This window comes from Aeromonas sp. 25-AL00135 (genome assembly GCF_054052385.1).
On the sequence record NZ_JBSTYQ010000033.1, the window covers coordinates 1 to 15,601 of the forward strand.

General features: G+C 59.6%; 15 protein-coding genes. 3 read left to right on the forward strand and 12 right to left on the reverse strand.

What is annotated here, in order from left to right; all coding sequences use genetic code 11:
- The 3 genes from ACW5XC_RS20090 to trhA form a co-directional block, all read right to left on the reverse strand.
- Positions 1 to 1,713, reverse strand: a 1,713-nt coding sequence (locus ACW5XC_RS20090) for a retention module-containing protein (RefSeq protein WP_456516108.1), incomplete at its 3' end; no start/stop codon positions are given.
- Between the two features lie 231 nt (positions 1,714 to 1,944).
- A complete protein-coding gene (locus tag ACW5XC_RS20095; protein ID WP_005335335.1) occupies positions 1,945 to 3,606 on the reverse strand; it encodes a putative transporter in 1,662 nt (553 codons plus the stop codon).
- A gap of 127 nt (positions 3,607 to 3,733) precedes the next feature.
- On the reverse strand, positions 3,734 to 4,369 hold the full coding sequence (gene trhA, locus ACW5XC_RS20100) for a PAQR family membrane homeostasis protein TrhA (RefSeq protein WP_042053928.1): 636 nt from the start codon (positions 4,367 to 4,369) through the stop codon (positions 3,734 to 3,736).
- 175 nt (positions 4,370 to 4,544) lie between these two features.
- Here trhA and ACW5XC_RS20105 point away from each other — a divergent pair, with 175 nt between their 5' ends.
- From ACW5XC_RS20105 to ACW5XC_RS20115, 3 genes are all read left to right on the forward strand, one after another.
- Positions 4,545 to 6,068, forward strand: coding sequence for an aminotransferase class V-fold PLP-dependent enzyme (locus ACW5XC_RS20105; RefSeq protein ID WP_042053926.1), 1,524 nt, complete (start codon positions 4,545 to 4,547; stop codon positions 6,066 to 6,068).
- A gap of 90 nt (positions 6,069 to 6,158) precedes the next feature.
- A complete protein-coding gene (locus ACW5XC_RS20110; protein WP_005354349.1) occupies positions 6,159 to 6,722 on the forward strand; it encodes a septation protein A in 564 nt (187 codons plus the stop codon).
- Positions 6,723 to 6,746: 24 nt separating this feature from the next.
- The gene (locus ACW5XC_RS20115) at positions 6,747 to 7,043 is read left to right on the forward strand and encodes a YciI family protein (protein WP_005335344.1); all 297 of its coding nucleotides are present in this window, start codon (positions 6,747 to 6,749) and stop codon (positions 7,041 to 7,043) included.
- A 79-nt stretch (positions 7,044 to 7,122) separates the two neighbouring features.
- On the opposite strand, the gene cysQ is transcribed toward ACW5XC_RS20115, so the two are convergent.
- From cysQ to ACW5XC_RS20160, 9 genes are all read right to left on the reverse strand, one after another.
- The gene (cysQ, locus tag ACW5XC_RS20120) at positions 7,123 to 7,890 is read right to left on the reverse strand and encodes a 3'(2'),5'-bisphosphate nucleotidase CysQ (protein ID WP_143182637.1); all 768 of its coding nucleotides are present in this window, start codon (positions 7,888 to 7,890) and stop codon (positions 7,123 to 7,125) included.
- 202 nt (positions 7,891 to 8,092) lie between these two features.
- Complete coding sequence (gene pdxJ / locus ACW5XC_RS20125; RefSeq protein ID WP_042053924.1) at positions 8,093 to 8,830, reverse strand: pyridoxine 5'-phosphate synthase; 738 nt, start codon at positions 8,828 to 8,830, stop codon at positions 8,093 to 8,095.
- A gap of 140 nt (positions 8,831 to 8,970) precedes the next feature.
- Complete coding sequence (gene recO / locus ACW5XC_RS20130) at positions 8,971 to 9,678, reverse strand: DNA repair protein RecO (RefSeq protein WP_042053922.1); 708 nt, start codon at positions 9,676 to 9,678, stop codon at positions 8,971 to 8,973.
- The gene (era, locus tag ACW5XC_RS20135; protein WP_042053921.1) at positions 9,679 to 10,578 is read right to left on the reverse strand and encodes a GTPase Era; all 900 of its coding nucleotides are present in this window, start codon (positions 10,576 to 10,578) and stop codon (positions 9,679 to 9,681) included.
- Complete coding sequence (gene rnc / locus ACW5XC_RS20140) at positions 10,575 to 11,246, reverse strand: ribonuclease III (protein WP_005335394.1); 672 nt, start codon at positions 11,244 to 11,246, stop codon at positions 10,575 to 10,577. Before rnc ends, era begins: the two co-directional genes overlap by 4 nt.
- Positions 11,247 to 12,170 (reverse strand): signal peptidase I, encoded by a 924-nt coding sequence (gene lepB, locus ACW5XC_RS20145; protein WP_005335395.1) that lies wholly within the window; start codon positions 12,168 to 12,170, stop codon positions 11,247 to 11,249.
- A 3-nt stretch (positions 12,171 to 12,173) separates the two neighbouring features.
- The gene (lepA, locus tag ACW5XC_RS20150; protein ID WP_005335396.1) at positions 12,174 to 13,967 is read right to left on the reverse strand and encodes a translation elongation factor 4; all 1,794 of its coding nucleotides are present in this window, start codon (positions 13,965 to 13,967) and stop codon (positions 12,174 to 12,176) included.
- Positions 13,968 to 14,083: 116 nt separating this feature from the next.
- Positions 14,084 to 14,545, reverse strand: a complete 462-nt coding sequence (locus ACW5XC_RS20155) for a SoxR reducing system RseC family protein (protein ID WP_042053919.1) — start codon at positions 14,543 to 14,545, stop codon at positions 14,084 to 14,086.
- 93 nt (positions 14,546 to 14,638) lie between these two features.
- Positions 14,639 to 15,601: MucB/RseB C-terminal domain-containing protein (locus ACW5XC_RS20160; protein ID WP_456516109.1), on the reverse strand; the 963-nt coding region annotated here is incomplete at its 5' end.

Here is a 15,601-nt window from a genome sequence, read left to right on the forward strand (position 1 = left end):
CGGCAGGGAGACGTTGCCCGCCTTGTCGGTCTGGGTCGCACTTACCGTCAGTGACTTGCCATCCGCCGGGGTATTCTCGGTCCAGCTGATGGTGCCGTTGCTGTAGGCAAAGCCGGTCGCAGGTGTGCCATTGGCAAACTGCAGCACACCGTTCACCAGCTTCAGCTCGACGCTACTGCTGGCATCGCCATTGGTGATGGTCAGAGTGACCTTACCGCCCGCGGTCAGCTCGGTGTGATTGACCTCGGCTGTCACCTGCACCTGGTCAGCACCGATCTCGCCCTTGCTCAGCAGCTCATCGTTGTTCACGTCATCCACGATGGTGACGGTCGGGGCCGCAGTCGAAGTCACATCCATACTGCCATTGTCGGTCGCAGTGCCGGTGTTGCCGGCCGGATCGGTGACGCTGGCCGTTACTTGATAGCTGCCTTCCGCCAGCGGGGTAGTGACATCCACGCTGTAACCACCACCCGGTTGCACGGTGGCGGTCAGGGTCTGCGGGTTGCCGTTGGCATCGGTCACGACCAGGGTAACGGTACTGCCCGCCGGGGCATCAGTCGTACCGGTAATGGTCGGGGTGGTGTCGTTGGTGTTGTCCGGCGCATCCACACTGATGGTCGGCGCGGTCACATCGACACTGCCATCGTCGGTCGCGGTGCCGGTGTTGCCGGCCGGATCGGTGACGCTGGCATCCACCTTGTAGCTCCCTTCCGCCAGCGGGGTGGTGACATCCACGCTGTAGCTACCACCCGGTTGCACGATGGCGGTCAATGTCTGCTGAGTGCCATTGGCATCGGTCACCACCAGGGTGACTATGCTGCCAGGGGCTGCATTGGTTGTACCTGTGATGGTTGGAGTAGTGTCAGTGGTGTTGTCCGGCGCATCGACCGTGATGGTCGGGGCGGTCACATCCACGCTGCCATTGTCGGTTGCCGTTCCTGTATTACCCGCAGGATCTGTCACTGTGGCTGTTACGGTATAAGAGCCTTCAGCCAAAGGGGTCACCACATCCACGGTGAAGGTACCGCTGGGTGTGACAATCGCTGTCAGGGTTTGTTGATTACCGTTTGCATCGGTGACCAGCAAGGTTACGGTGCTGCCAACAGGAGCATCCGTGGTCCCGGTCAGGGTCGGAGTAGTGTCATTGGTGTTATCTGGCGCAACCACGGAAATGGTGGGCGGCGTCAGGTCGAATACTTCATCTTCGCCAGCAGCACCCAGCGGTGGCTCGCCATTGGTGTTGTAGGTGGTATCGAAGGTAGCTTCAGCAATGGTTGCGAAACCGGTACGGTCGATGGTGACAAAACCGCCGTTGCCACTGGCACCGGCGACGCCCCCAATACCGCCACCACCGGCAGCAGGTGCACCGCCTGCTGCGGAAGCTTCAAAAGCCTGGGTCGGGTCCGCGCCACCCAAGATCGCCTGTTGCAAGGCACTAATATCATCAGGAGTACCTGCAGCGCCGTTTTGCGCCAGCTGGGGAGCATCTCCCTCTTCGGCAGGCTCACTCTGTTCGCTGGCTGGTTGCACAGTGAACGACTGTCCGCCGCCCATGAAACTGGCGCCATCCGGCGACATGATCACCGCCCCTTTCGGCAGCACATCACCTTCAGCCAACAGCTTCCGGCTGCCATCTGCGGCCACCAGATAAATTTGTCCTTTAAGTTGGGTTACGGTTACGCCCTGTTCCAAGGTAACAGCATTGGTGATCATGTTCTCTCCTGAATCCTGATTTGAATGCAATAAGCCACAGCCTACTTTGCAGACTGAGGGGAAAAATAACCAGCTCGAAAATTCGAAAGGATAGACCGATTTGAGGCTGAACTGTTCAGCCAGACAGAAGTGTGTAAAACGAGGTTGCGAGAATGGTAAAAACCAAAATTATCAATAAATTACAGAATGATGACGAGAGCATGACAAGGCATGCTCCCGTCAGGATTAACCCTAGGCTCCCGCCCAGAGGATGATAGCCAGCAGCTGTGGCGAGATGATCCGCAGGAACATCACCAGCGGGTAGACAGTGGCGTATGAGAGCGCACTGGCGCCACTGGTCGGGTGCATTGCGTTGGCAAAGGCCAGCGCGGGAGGATCTGTCATGGAGCCGGCCAGCAAGCCGCACAGGGTCAGATAGTTCATCTTGCCGTAGAGGCGCGCCAGCACACCGACCACCAGCAGCGGGATCAGGGTGATCGCCATGCCGTAGAGCATCCAGGCTGGGCCATCACCGTTGATCAGGGTATCAACGAAACCGGCACCGGACTTGAATCCGACCACCGCCAGAAACAGCACGATGCCGATCTCCCGCAGCGCCAGGTTGGCACTGGGGGGCATGAACCAGTAGAGCTTGCCGATGCTGCCGATCCGCGACAGGATCAGCGCCACCACCAACGGCCCGCCCGCCAGACCCAGCTTGAGGGCGGCCGGGAAACCGGGCAGGTAGAAGGGGATGGAGCCAAGCAGCACGCCAAGACCGATCCCGATAAAGACCGGCAGCATCTGCACCTGCTGCAGTTTCTGCTGCACGTTGCCGACCACATTGGTTACCGCTTCGATGGCATCGAGGCGCCCCACTAGGTTGAGAATGTCACCGAACTGCAGGCTGGTCTGGCTGGTCGGCACCAGCTCGATACCGGCCCGATTGAGGCGGGAGATCACCACGTCATAGCGTTGTTTGATATCCAGATCGCGGATCTTCTTGCCAAGAACCTGCTCGTTGGTCACCACAACCCGCTCGACGCGCAGATCGGTGCCCCGGGTCGAGAGCGAGGTCTCCACCTCCTCCCCCAGCACCAGCAACACCTTGTGCAGCGCGTGGCGCTCACCGACCAGGTGCAGCAAGTCACCCAGTTCGATACGGGATTCCGGCCGTGGCACCATCAGCTCGTCGCCACGCTTGAGCCGCGAACAGATCACATCCGACTCGTCGAGACTCGGGATCTCGCTCAGCATCAGGCCGTGCATATTGGGGTTGCGCACCGCGATGTTGATGGTCTGCAAGCTCTCCTTGGTTTTACCGGTTTGTAGCTCGAACTGGGCGGCTTCATCGTCGATCTTGATGCGAAAGAAGACCCTGACCAGCCACATGGTGAGCAAAATGCCACAGATACCAAACGGATAGGCAACCGCATAGCCCATCCCCATCAAACCGGTAGAACCGGGCGCAGCGCCCAGCTCGGCCAGGATCTGCTGGCCCGCACCGAGAGATGGCGTATTGGTGACGGCACCGGAGAAGACCCCCAGAATGACCGGCAACGGCACATCGAAAAATTGATGCAAGCCAGCGGCCACCACGCAGCCAAGGATGACCAGTAAAGCGGCAAAGGCGTTGAGTTTGAGACCCGAGCTGCGCAATGACGAGAAGAAACCCGGCCCGACCTGGATGCCGATGGTATAGACAAACAGGATCAGGCCAAATTCTTGAATAAAGTGAAGCGTTTGTGCATCCAGCGCGAGATCGGAGGCGCCTGCAAAGTGACCTACTATGATGCCGCCGAACAGCACCCCCCCTATTCCCAAGCCAACGCCATAGACTCGCCAGTTTCCCAGCCAGAGTCCTAGCACTGCCACCAGCGACAACATGCTGATGGAAAGCGCGATTTCACTCATTTCGTGCATCCTTTGCGAATTGAACTGGCCCTAGCTTGTCAGCAAACGCTGATGCCAACTGTGTGATACCGCACGAATTTATCCTTTTACGCGCTAAAAATACCAATTAAGGGCTAGTTGCAAGACGTTAGGCGACGTAGCCGTAAATGGCCATAAAGTGACAAACGCTGCCACCCAGCACAAAGAGATGCCAGATGGCATGGTTATAGGGGATCTGCTTGGCCACATAGAAGATGACCCCGAGACTGTAGATAAGGCCGCCGAGCCCGAGCAGCAGCAGCCCCTCACCGGCCAGATGGATGTAGAGCTGATAGATGACCACCAGCGACAGCCAGCCCAGCATCAGGTAGGCAAAGAGCGACAACTTCTTGAAGCGATTGATAAACACCAGCTTGAACACCACGCCAGCCAGCGCCAGGGCCCAGATCACCACCATCAACCCCTTCGCCAACGGCGTATCGAGCGCCACCAGCAGAAAGGGGGTATAGGTGCCGGCAATCAGCAGATAGATGGCACAGTGATCAAACACCTTGCTCCAGCGTCTGGCACGCCCTTCAGCCATGCTGTGATAGAGGGTCGAGGCGAGATAGAGCAATACCAAACTGCCGCCATAGAGGCTGTAGCTCACCAGCGCCTGCGTACCCTGTCCCCATCCCTTGATGAGCAACAGCACCAGCCCGACAATCCCCAGCAACAATCCCGCACCGTGACTCAGCCGGTTTGCCAGCTCCTCCCGGGGGGAGTAATCCATCACACCACTCATAACATCGACTCCACAATAACTGTGGCTCACTCTACCCAGCACCATTTCGGAGTACAAGTGTTCGCTTAAAAAATGGGGTGGCTGTCACCCGCCCCCCTTTGGTGTATGCTCTGCCGCCGATGCCCGAGACAAGCGGCATAGACACCTAACCCGGTGACCTGGTCTGGAGAACCTGATGAAGTTGACTGAGTTGTTTGCACAAGCAGATCCCGCCTTTGGCGAGGCGATGAACACCTTGCTGGAGAGCTTCCACCACTCCGACGACAGTCAGGCCCCCTATCAGCGCGACCTGTTCACCCACCAGCTCGATCAATCCCGCATGCCTGCAGTCGGCCAACCTATCGAGGAGTATCTGGCGCGGCTGGCTACTCTGGTGCCCGGCGCCTCGCACCTCACCTCGCCACGCTACATGGGCCACATGACGGCGCCCCTGCCGGCCTATACCGCCGAGCTGTCGCGCCTGCTGGTGATGCTCAACCAGAATCCGATGAAGATGGAGTCCTCCCGGCTGCTCAGCTTTCTGGAGCGGGAGGTGCTGGCCAAGCTGCACCGCCTCATCTACGACATGGACGATGCCTTCTACGGCGAACAGATGCATGCCAAGGATGCCGCCCTCGGCGTCATGACCAGCGGCGGCACCATCGCCAACGTCACCGCCCTCTGGCTCGCCCGCAACCGCGCCTGCGGCGACAACCTGTTCGCCCTCTATGAGCAGGGCTATCGCGGCGCCGTCATTCTGGGCTCCCGGCTGATGCACTACTCCTTCGACAAGGGGATGGATCTGCTCGGACTGGGCGCCAGAAGCGTCTGGCGCCTTGAGACCGACGAGCAGAACCGGCTCAGTCTGGCTGCGCTGGAGCAGGCGCTGATCCAGTGCAAAGAGCAGAAATTGAAAGTACTGGCATTGGTCGGCGTGGCGGGCAGTACCGACTTTGGCTCCATCGACCCCCTGCCTGAGCTGGCCGCCATCGCCGAGCGCGAGCAGATCCACTTCCACGTGGATGCCGCCTGGGGCGGCCCGACCCTCTTCTCTCCCCGCTATCAAGGTCTGCTTGCCGGAATAGAGCAGGCCGACACCGTCACCCTCGATGGCCACAAACAGCTGCTGGTGCCGCTTGGTACCGGCATGCTGCTCTGCCGCCAGCCCGACCTGATGATGGCAGTCAAGCGAGAGGCGCCCTATGCCATTCGCGCCACCTCGTTCGATCAGGGTCGCTTTACCCTGGAGGGCACCCGCCCGGCCAATGCCCTCTATCTGGATGCCGCTTTCCAACTCTTCGGCCAGCAAGGCTACGCCGAGCTTATCGAAGCCAACTACGACCGCGCCCGGCTGATGGCAGATCTCATCGAAAGTGACCCCGCCTTCGAGCTGATGTCGGCACCGGTGATGAACCTGCTCTCCTACCGCTGCATCCCGCCCCATCTGCAGGGCAAGGTGCTGGACGAAGCGGCCAACGAGCAGATCAACGCCTTCAACGTGGCGCTACAAAAAGCCCAGCGCGCCGAGGGGCACAGCTTTGTCTCCCGCACCCAGCGCGCTGTGTTGCGCTACGGCGCCCAACCGCTCACCCTGCTGCGCGCCGTGCTACTCAACCCGCTTATCGAAGAGCGTCATATTCGCGACCTGCTGGCCGATCAGCAGCGACTGGGGATCACCATTGCTCGCCAACTGTTTGGCGACAGCACGGAACCGGCGTAAAAATGAGCGGTCTTATTCATTTGCCGTTGTCCGCCATGCAGGTAGACTGGGCGAAATTTGCAGGCCATCTTTGAGGACTAGGCGCCAACAATGAAGCAATTTATTGAATTTATTCCACTTATCGTTTTCTTCGCGGTCTACAAGTTCTACGACATCTACATGGCTACCGGCGCACTGGTGGTGGTCACCGGTCTGCAGCTCGCCTATAGCTGGATCCGCTATCGCAAAGTCGAGAAGATGCAGCTCTTTACCTTCCTGCTGGTCGGCTTCTTCGGCGGCCTCACCGTCTTCTTCCACGATGACACCTTTATCAAGTGGAAAGTGACTGTCATCAACGTGCTGTTCGCACTGGGTCTGCTTATCAGCCGCTACGGCTTTGGCAAGAATCTGATCAAACAGATGCTGGCCAAGGAGCTGCAAGCACCCGATGCAGTCTGGGACAAGGTCAATCTCGGCTGGGTCGGCTTCTTTACCGTCTGTGGCCTGCTCAACCTCTACGTGGCGTTCAACCTGCCGCAAGAGATGTGGGTCAACTTCAAGGTGTTCGGTCTGCTGGGGATGACGCTGGTCTTTACCCTGCTGAGCGGTGTCTACCTCTACCGCCACATTCCTGCCGAGCAGTTGTCCCAGCAAAAAGACGAACCCAAAAAATAACCCTCATCAGAAAAGGATTGTCTCATGTGGTATCTCATCTACTCCGAAGATGTCCCCGATAGCCTGCCACTGCGCAAGCAGGTTCGCCCTGCCCATCTGGCCCGCCTGCAAGCCCTGCAGGATGAAGGTCGGCTGCTGACCGCGGGTCCCAACCCGGCCATCGATGCCGAGGATCCGGCCGATGCAGGCTTTACCGGCAGCACCGTCATCGCCGAGTTTGCCTCGCAAGCTGACGCCAAAGCCTGGGCTGATGCCGACCCTTATGTGACCGCCGGTGTTTACGCCAAGGTCACCATCAAGCCGTTCAAAAAGGTCTTCTGACCCGAAGCGAATAGCGAAATAAAAAAGGCCGGACTGGAAGTTCATTCCAGTCCGGCCTTTTTGCATCCCGATATCTCGTTTATGCCTTGGCGACAAACCAGGGATTGAGGATATCGGGCTTGTTGTAGGCAAGGGATGAGCCATCGAGCTGGGTGACGCTGCCACCCGCCCCCTCCAGCACCGCCTGTGCAGCGCCGGTATCCCACTCGCAGGTAGGTGCGAGGCGCGGATAGAGCTCGGCGCCCCCCTCGGCAATGATGCAGAACTTGAGGGAGCTGCCCATGGAAACCAGCTCGATCTCGCCAAAAGGAGCCAGGAAATCGAGGGTCTCCTGCGACAGATGGTTGCGACTGCCCACCACTCGCCACGCCTCGCCTTCACGATGAGGCCGGGTCTGGATAGGCTCGCGCTTGCCATCGGCGATGCGCCAGGCACCGAGCCCCTTGCCGCCATACCAGAGCTTGTCCAGCACAGGGGCATAGACCAGCCCCCAGCGCGGCGCCCCCCCTTCAATCAGCGCGATATTGACGGTGAACTCGCCGTTGCGGGAGACAAACTCCTTGGTGCCGTCGAGGGGATCCACCAGCCAGTAGCGGGACCAGCCGTGGCGCGCCGCCATCACCTCGGACCCAGACTCCTCGGACAATACGGGAATATCCGGAGTCAGCCGTGCCAACCCCTGAACGATCACCTCATGAGCCCCCTTGTCGGCCGCCGTGAGCGGGCTCTCGTCGCTCTTGTACTCCACCGCGAAGGGCTGGCTGTAGATGGCCATGATGGCCGCTCCCGCCGCACGGGCGACAGGTTCAAGTTCGGTGATATCGGGGTGGTACAGGGGATGATCCATAACAATCTCGTCTAACTCACAGGGTCAACCAGTGTAACCCTTTTGACATCAACTGCTTATAGCCGATTGTGCTGGGTTATTACTGCGCGGGTGCCGCCAACTCATTAGCCCCGCATTAATAGACCTAAAAACAACAAAGGACGCCGTGGCGTCCCTTGTTATTTTTGGCGGCCGGTCTCAGGCCGCGGACCTATTTTGCAACTCAGATCCCCTGACGGGCTTCCTGCATCAGCAGACGCATGTCGCTCACGGCTTTGGCCAGGCCGTCGAAGGCGGCGCGGCCGATGATGGCGTGGCCGATGTTGAGCTCATAGAGCTCGGGGATGGCGGCGATGGCCTTGACGTTGTGGTAGTGCAGGCCGTGGCCGGCATTGACCTTCAAGCCCTTGCCAGCGGCATAGGAGGCACCGGCGGCGATGCGCTTGAACTCGGCATTGCGCTCCGCATCGGTGGTGGCATCGGCGTAACGGCCGGTGTGGATCTCGATAAAGGGGGCTCCACTCTCGGCAGCTGCATCGATCTGGATGGGATCGGCGTCGATAAAGAGGGATACCTGGGCCCCCACAGCAGAGAGGCGGGCAACTGCATTAGTCACCTTGTCCAGCTGACCGGCCACGTCCAGACCGCCCTCGGTGGTTACTTCGGTGCGCTTCTCCGGCACCAGACAGACGAAGTGGGGCTTGATACGGCAGGCGATGCCGATCATCTCTTCGGTCACTGCCATCTCCAGGTTCATTCTAGTCTGGATAGTCTGACGCAGGATCTCCACATCGCGGTCGGTGATGTGGCGACGATCTTCACGCAGATGCACGGTAATGCCATCGGCCCCGGCCTGCTCGGCCACGAACGCGGCCTGTACCGGATCCGGATACTGGGTGCCACGGGCGTTGCGCAGGGTGGCGATATGGTCGATGTTCACACCCAGATAGATTTCACTCATTGAGAACTCCTTGAAAGGCTTCATCTGTTGACTGCGCGGCTACCGCGCGAATATCCGTATATCAGCTCGTAGGTTCGATTAGCGCAGCGTAATCGGACGTAGGTAACATTCTTACCGTGTCGGGTAACGCCGCAGAGCGGTTAACCCAAGCTATTCCGGCGTTTTAAAAACAGCTCTCGGCTCTTTAGCTGGCGCTTGCCCAGATAGGGTTGCAGTGCCAATCGGCTGAAACGTTTGGCCGCCTGCAGCAAGGGAGGGGTATCGAAACGTCCCTCGGCAAAGGCGAGCAGGTGGGCACCGAGAAACAGGGTACGGGGATCCGGCGCCCGCTCGCAAGCAACAAAGCCCAATTCACGCTCGAAGCCATAGAGCAGGGTCGGCTCGATGGGCGACTCGTCGTCCGCCGTGTATTCGAAATCCACCGCATAGCCGAGCGCCTGCAGCAGCAGGAACTCAAAGCGACGCAGCGGCAGCTCCGGCGTCTCGCCATCGGCCAGCGCCATGATGGCACGGGCATAGGCATCGAATACTTCGGGGAACGGGGTGTGCGCTTCCAGCAGGTAGTAGACCAGCTCGTTGAGATAGAGGCCGTAGAAGAGGCGATCGCCCCCGAGTCGCAGGGAGTGATCCGGGCATTCGACCTGGGTGAGGTTCTTGAGATCGCCCTTGCCGCGCCAGGCGATGGTGAGCAGGGTAAAGGGTTGCAGCAGCCCCTTGAGAGGGGAGCGTGGCCCGCGAGAACCGCGAGCCACCAGAGTAAATCGGCCACTATCCTGGGTGAAGACCTCGACCAGCTGGCTGGTCTCCCGATAGGGCCGACTGTGGATGACGAAAGCCGGGGTCAGCAATCAGTCGTCGCCATACCCGAGGCTGCGCAGGGCGCGCTCATCATCAGCCCAGCCCGACTTGACCTTGACCCACAGCTCGAGGTGCACCTTGTTCTGGAACAGACGTTCCATATCGAGGCGCGCTTCGGTGCCGATGGTCTTGATCTTCTCGCCCTTGTTGCCGATGACCATCTTCTTCTGACCATCGCGCTCGACCAGGATCAGGCCGTGGATGTGGTAGAGGCCGTTCTCTTCCACCTTGAAGCGCTCGATCTCCACCGTCACCGAGTAGGGCAGCTCCTCACCGGTAAAGCGCATCAGCTTCTCGCGGATGATTTCGGAGGCCATAAAGCGGGAGGAGCGGTCGGTCACGTAATCTTCCGGGAAGAAGTGGACGTTTTCCGGCAGCAGATCCTTGGCCCACTCGCGGATCTTCTCCACGTTGGTGCCCTTTTCGGCACTGATGGGCAGAATATGGGCGAAGTTCATCTGTTGGCCCAGCCACTCGAGGTGCGGCAGCAGATCTTCTTTCTCTTTGACGTTGTCAATCTTGTTGACCGCCAGCACCACAGGGCACTTGAGATTGCGCAGCTTGCCCAGCACCATCTCGTCGTCTTTGGTCCAGTGGGTACCGTCGACCATGAACACCACCATGGCCACATCACCCAGCGAACTGGTGGCGGCACGGTTCATCAGGCGGTTGATGGCCCGTTTCTCTTCAATGTGCAGACCCGGGGTATCTACATAGATGGTCTGGTAGTTCTCCTCGGTGTCGATCCCCAAAATCCGGTGACGGGTGGTCTGGGGTTTCTTCGAGGTAATGCTGACCTTCTGGCCAAGCAGCTTGTTGAGCAGGGTGGACTTGCCCACATTCGGGCGGCCCACGATGGCGACAAAGCCGCAATAGGTAGTATCTGTCATGACAGTTTTTCCAATGCTTGCTGCGCCGCGGCCTGTTCGGCCTTGCGACGGCTGGTGCCGACCCCAACGAGGGGACCATCCAGACCTTCCACGTCACACTGGACGGTGAACTCCTGGTTGTGTGCCTCGCCCTTGACGTTGGTCACAGTGTAGGTCGGCAGGGATTTGCGGCTTCCCTGCAAAATTTCTTGCAGACGGGTCTTGGGATCTTTCTGCTCGATGCCAGGCTTGATCTCTTCCAGGCGGCTGGCGTACCAGCTCAGCAGCAGTGTCCGCACCGTCTCAAGATTGGTATCCAGATAGACGGCACCGATCACCGCCTCGACCGTGTCGGCCAGAATGGATTCGCGGCGAAAACCGCCGCTCTTGAGTTCGCCGGGACCGAGGATCAGGTGATCCCCGAGATCAAACTCTCGGCCCAGTTCGGCCAGGGTCTTCTCGCGCACCAAGGTGGCGCGCATCCGGCTGAGATCCCCTTCCGCCGCTTGCGGGAAACGGTGGAACAGATCGTCGGCAATCACCAGACTCAAAATCGAGTCACCCAGAAATTCCAGTCGCTCATTGTGACGGGAACCAGCGCTGCGGTGAGTCAGCGCGCGGGTCAACAGTTCCAGATCCGCAAAAACATGCCCGAGACGGGACTGCAGTCTGTTCATCTTGATATTCATTTACTTGATTCCGCCAATGCGGTTGAAGCGCACACCTGTCGGTACCCAACTTGGCAGCAGGGAGCCTTCTTCGCGCTCGAATTCAAAACTTATCCAGATAGCGACCGCCTTGCCGACCAGATTCTGCTCGGGCACAAAGCCCCAGAAGCGGCTGTCGGTGCTGTTGTCGCGGTTGTCGCCCATCACGAAATACTGGCCTTCCGGTACCACCCACTCGTCGGGATAGGTGCCGGGCTGGCGATAGTAACGGCCAACCATGTCGGGCATCAGCGGATTGCGCAGGGTCTCGTGGGAGACATCACCCAACTGCTCGGTATAGCGGTCAAGGGGGATCCCCATCTGGGTAAATTCGCCTCTTTGTTCAAACTTGACGTCGAGCTTCTTGAAGCCCGGGCACGTTTTCCCTTCCTGCTCTTCGCACTTGGGCCGGATCATCAGTTCCTTGTTGCGATAGATGACCCGATCACCCGGCATGCCGACCACCCGCTTGATGTAGTCAACGCGCGGTTCAAGGGGATACTTGAACACCACCACGTCGCCACGCTTGGGCTCGCCGGTCTCGAGGAACTTGGTGTTGGTCACCGGGTCCCGCAGACCATAGGCAAATTTTTCCACCAGGATGAAGTCGCCCACCAGCAGGGTGGGCATCATGGAACCTGACGGGATCTGGAACGGTTCAAAAATGAACGAACGCAGGATCAGCACAAAGGTGATGACCGGGAAGACCCCGGCGGTCTGCTCAATCCAGACCGGCACGGGGGCCACCTTGGCCAGGGTCTTCTCATCCAGGTGGGCACCGCCATGGGCACGAGCCACGGCAATCTTGGCGGCGCGCTGCTTGGACCAAATCATCTTGTCCAGACACCAGATAACACCGGTGATCGCGCAGACCACCACCAGGATCAGGGAAAACGTGCTTGCCATCTATTAATCCTTTCCGACGTGGAGAATCGCGAGGAAGGCTTCCTGCGGCACGTCGACACGGCCGAGGGACTTCATCCGCTTCTTACCTTCTTTCTGCTTGTTCAGCAGTTTCTTCTTACGACTCACGTCACCACCGTAACACTTGGCGGTTACGTCTTTACGCAGAGCCTTGACGGTGCTGCGAGCGATGATCTGGTTGCCGATGGCCGCCTGAATGGCGATATCGAACATCTGGCGCGGGATCAGCTCGCGCATCTTCTCCACCACCTGACGACCGCGATACTGGGCGTTGTCCTTGTGGGTGATGATAGCCAGGGCATCGACGCGCTCACCGTTGATCATGATATCCAGACGGACCATGTCGGAGGTTTCGAAACGCTTGAAGCCGTAATCCAGCGAGGCGTAACCGCGACTGGTGGATTTCAGACGATCGAAGAAGTCGAGCACCACTTCCGCCATCGGGATTTCATAGGTCAGTGCCACCTGCTTGCCGTGGTAGACCATGTTGGTCTGCACGCCACGCTTCTCGATACAGAGGGTGATCACGTTGCCCATGTACTCCTGCGGCAGCAGGATGTGACACTCGGCGATCGGCTCGCGCATCTCCTTGATGCTGGTGATGGCAGGCATCTGGGCCGGGCTGTCGATATGGATGGTGGAGCCGTCGGTCAGCTCGATCTCATACACTACTGTCGGCGCCGTGGTGATCAGATCCAGATCGTATTCACGCTCCAGACGCTCCTGAATGATCTCCATGTGCAGCATGCCGAGGAAGCCGCAACGGAAGCCGAAGCCCAGCGCAGTGGAGCTCTCCGGTTCGAAGAACAGGGAGGCATCGTTCAGGGAGAGCTTGTCGAGGGCGTCACGGAACGACTCGTAGTCATCGCTGGAGATGGGGAACAGACCCGCATAAACCTGCGGCTTCACCTTCTTGAAGCCAGCCAGCGCCTTGTCGGCACCGTTCTTGGCCTGAGTCAGGGTATCGCCCACCGGCGCGCCGTGGATGTCCTTGATACCGCAGACAACCCAACCTACCTCGCCGCAACCCAGACCCTGAGTATCCACCTGCTTGGGTGTGAAGATACCGATACGATCGACACCCCACACCTGACCGGTGCTCATCACCTTGATCTTGTCGTTCTTCTTCAGGGAACCGTTCTTGATCCGCACCAAAGAGACAACGCCCAGATAGGAGTCGAACCAGGAGTCGATGATCAGCGCCTGCAGCGGGGCATCCGGGTCACCTTCCGGCGCCGGGATCTTGGCGACGATCTCTTCCAGCACCAGATCAACACCCAGACCAGTCTTGGCGGAGCAGCGCACCGCATCGACCGCGTCGATACCGACGATGTCTTCGATCTCCTCGGCAACCCGCTCGGGTTCTGCGGCCGGCAGGTCAATCTTGTTCAGCACCGGCACCACTTCCAGATCCATTTCCATGGCGGTATAGCAGTTGGCCAGAGTCTGTGCCTCAACCCCCTGGCCGGCATCCACCACCAGCAGCGCCCCTTCACAGGCCGCCAAAGAGCGGGAGACCTCGTAGGAGAAATCCACGTGGCCCGGGGTGTCGATAAAGTTCAGCTGGTAGGTGTTACCGTCTTGTGCCTGGTAGTTCAGGGTCACACTCTGTGCTTTGATGGTAATGCCGCGCTCGCGCTCCAGATCCATGGAGTCAAGCACCTGAGCCTGCATCTCGCGGTCGGACAAGCCACCGCAAGTCTGGATCAGACGGTCCGACAGGGTCGATTTACCGTGGTCGATGTGCGCAATAATCGAAAAGTTACGAATGTGTTTCATCGAGCAAGAGTCACTCAAAATTAGTTAAGGTCAGTTATGGAGGCGCGATTTTACTGGATAACCCGGCTGACGGCCATTCTTTAGTCGCCAGCGCCAGTGAAATAGCGCCTGTTCAGTCAGGGGAGGATGCGGACAGGGACGACCACGCCGAGCATCTGCGGGCCGTAGCGCCCCTGATCCAGGCGGTTGGAAAAGTAACGAACCAGTAAAAAGCCCAGCATGCCCCCCAGCAGGCAGCAGAGAATGGTAATCCCCTCCCCGCCCGAGAGCAGCGGCGCCAGCCAGAGCTGCCCCAGCAAGGCGCCGGCCAACAGACAGAAAAGCGGCAGCACATAGACCAGCGCAGCCCCGCGCAGCAGACTCTCCTGCGGGATACCGAGCCTCACTTGCTGGCCAACCCGCACCTCGGCGGTCAGCCTGACTCGCAAGCGGGGAGCTTTCAGGGGAAACGCCTTGGCCACGGTGCCGGTACCGCAACTGGATTGCTGCTGACAACCACTGCAGGCGGAGCGACGCTCGCACTCCACCCAGGCATGGTCACCCTCAATGGCCACCACGGTCGCCAGCTCTTCACTCATCTCATTCACGGCAACACCTCGGGTTCACACAATCAGGGGATCTGACCACGACTCGCCACGCTCGGCAAGCGGGGGACAACCCCGCATCCCCCGTTACTGCACCGCTTCGTTGCGGGCCAGCGGCTGGACCGACTCGGCGATGCGCTTGGCGGTTTCGGCAGGCACCTCGCCGACCACGGTGATCTCGACCCCCACCTCGTTGACATAGCTCACCAGCGAGGTCGCCCCCTGGCGGATCAGCTGCTGGCGCACCGCCTGCTTGGGATCGACCCGGGAGACGTAGACCGAGAGATCCACCAGCCCGTCGGAGAGCATCATGTAATCCACCGGCATACTGGTGGTCACCAGCTGGTGCCGGTCTTGCGACAGCACCTTGAAGCCATCGGGCAACCAGGTGATCTGCCAGTTCAACTGCTGTTGCGGCGCCGGATAGGCATCCTCCAGCGCCAGCGCCGGAGGCTGCTTGCTGTTGGCCAGCTTCACCAGCCAGGGGGCCGGTTTGCTCTGCAGATCCAGCTCGACACCGAGTACCTGCTCCACCAGATTGCCTTCCCGCTCTACCATGTCGATCCGCAGCAGCAAGTGGCTCTGCTCGTCAATCCAGAGCACGAAACCATATTTATCGGCCTCTTTAGGCACCAGCCTCACCACCTGCGCCACCACACCGGCAACCCGGCTGCGACCGGCCAGCACAGGATCATAGCTCTCCAGCACCTGCGCCAGCGGCATCTTCACCAGGGTCGACCAGATGCCGGGGAAGCGGGCATCCTTCAGGGTGTAGGGATCGTGGCTGTTTTCAAAGAAGGTGTATTCGTTCTGGCGCTGGAGATACTCGATCGCCTTGCCGTCGAGGTAACTGAGGTGGGCAACTTCCTTGCCGTTGATGACGGCATGGCTGATCCGGATCGGTTCAAGACGCCCCTGACGGGCCTTGACCATGGACAACTCGAAATTCTGTTGCTGCACGGCACTCTGCATCTGCTGCAACAAGGCCTGGGGGGGGGGGGGGTGGGGGGGGCGGGGGGGGGGGGGAGGACACATCGGCGCGCGCACCCA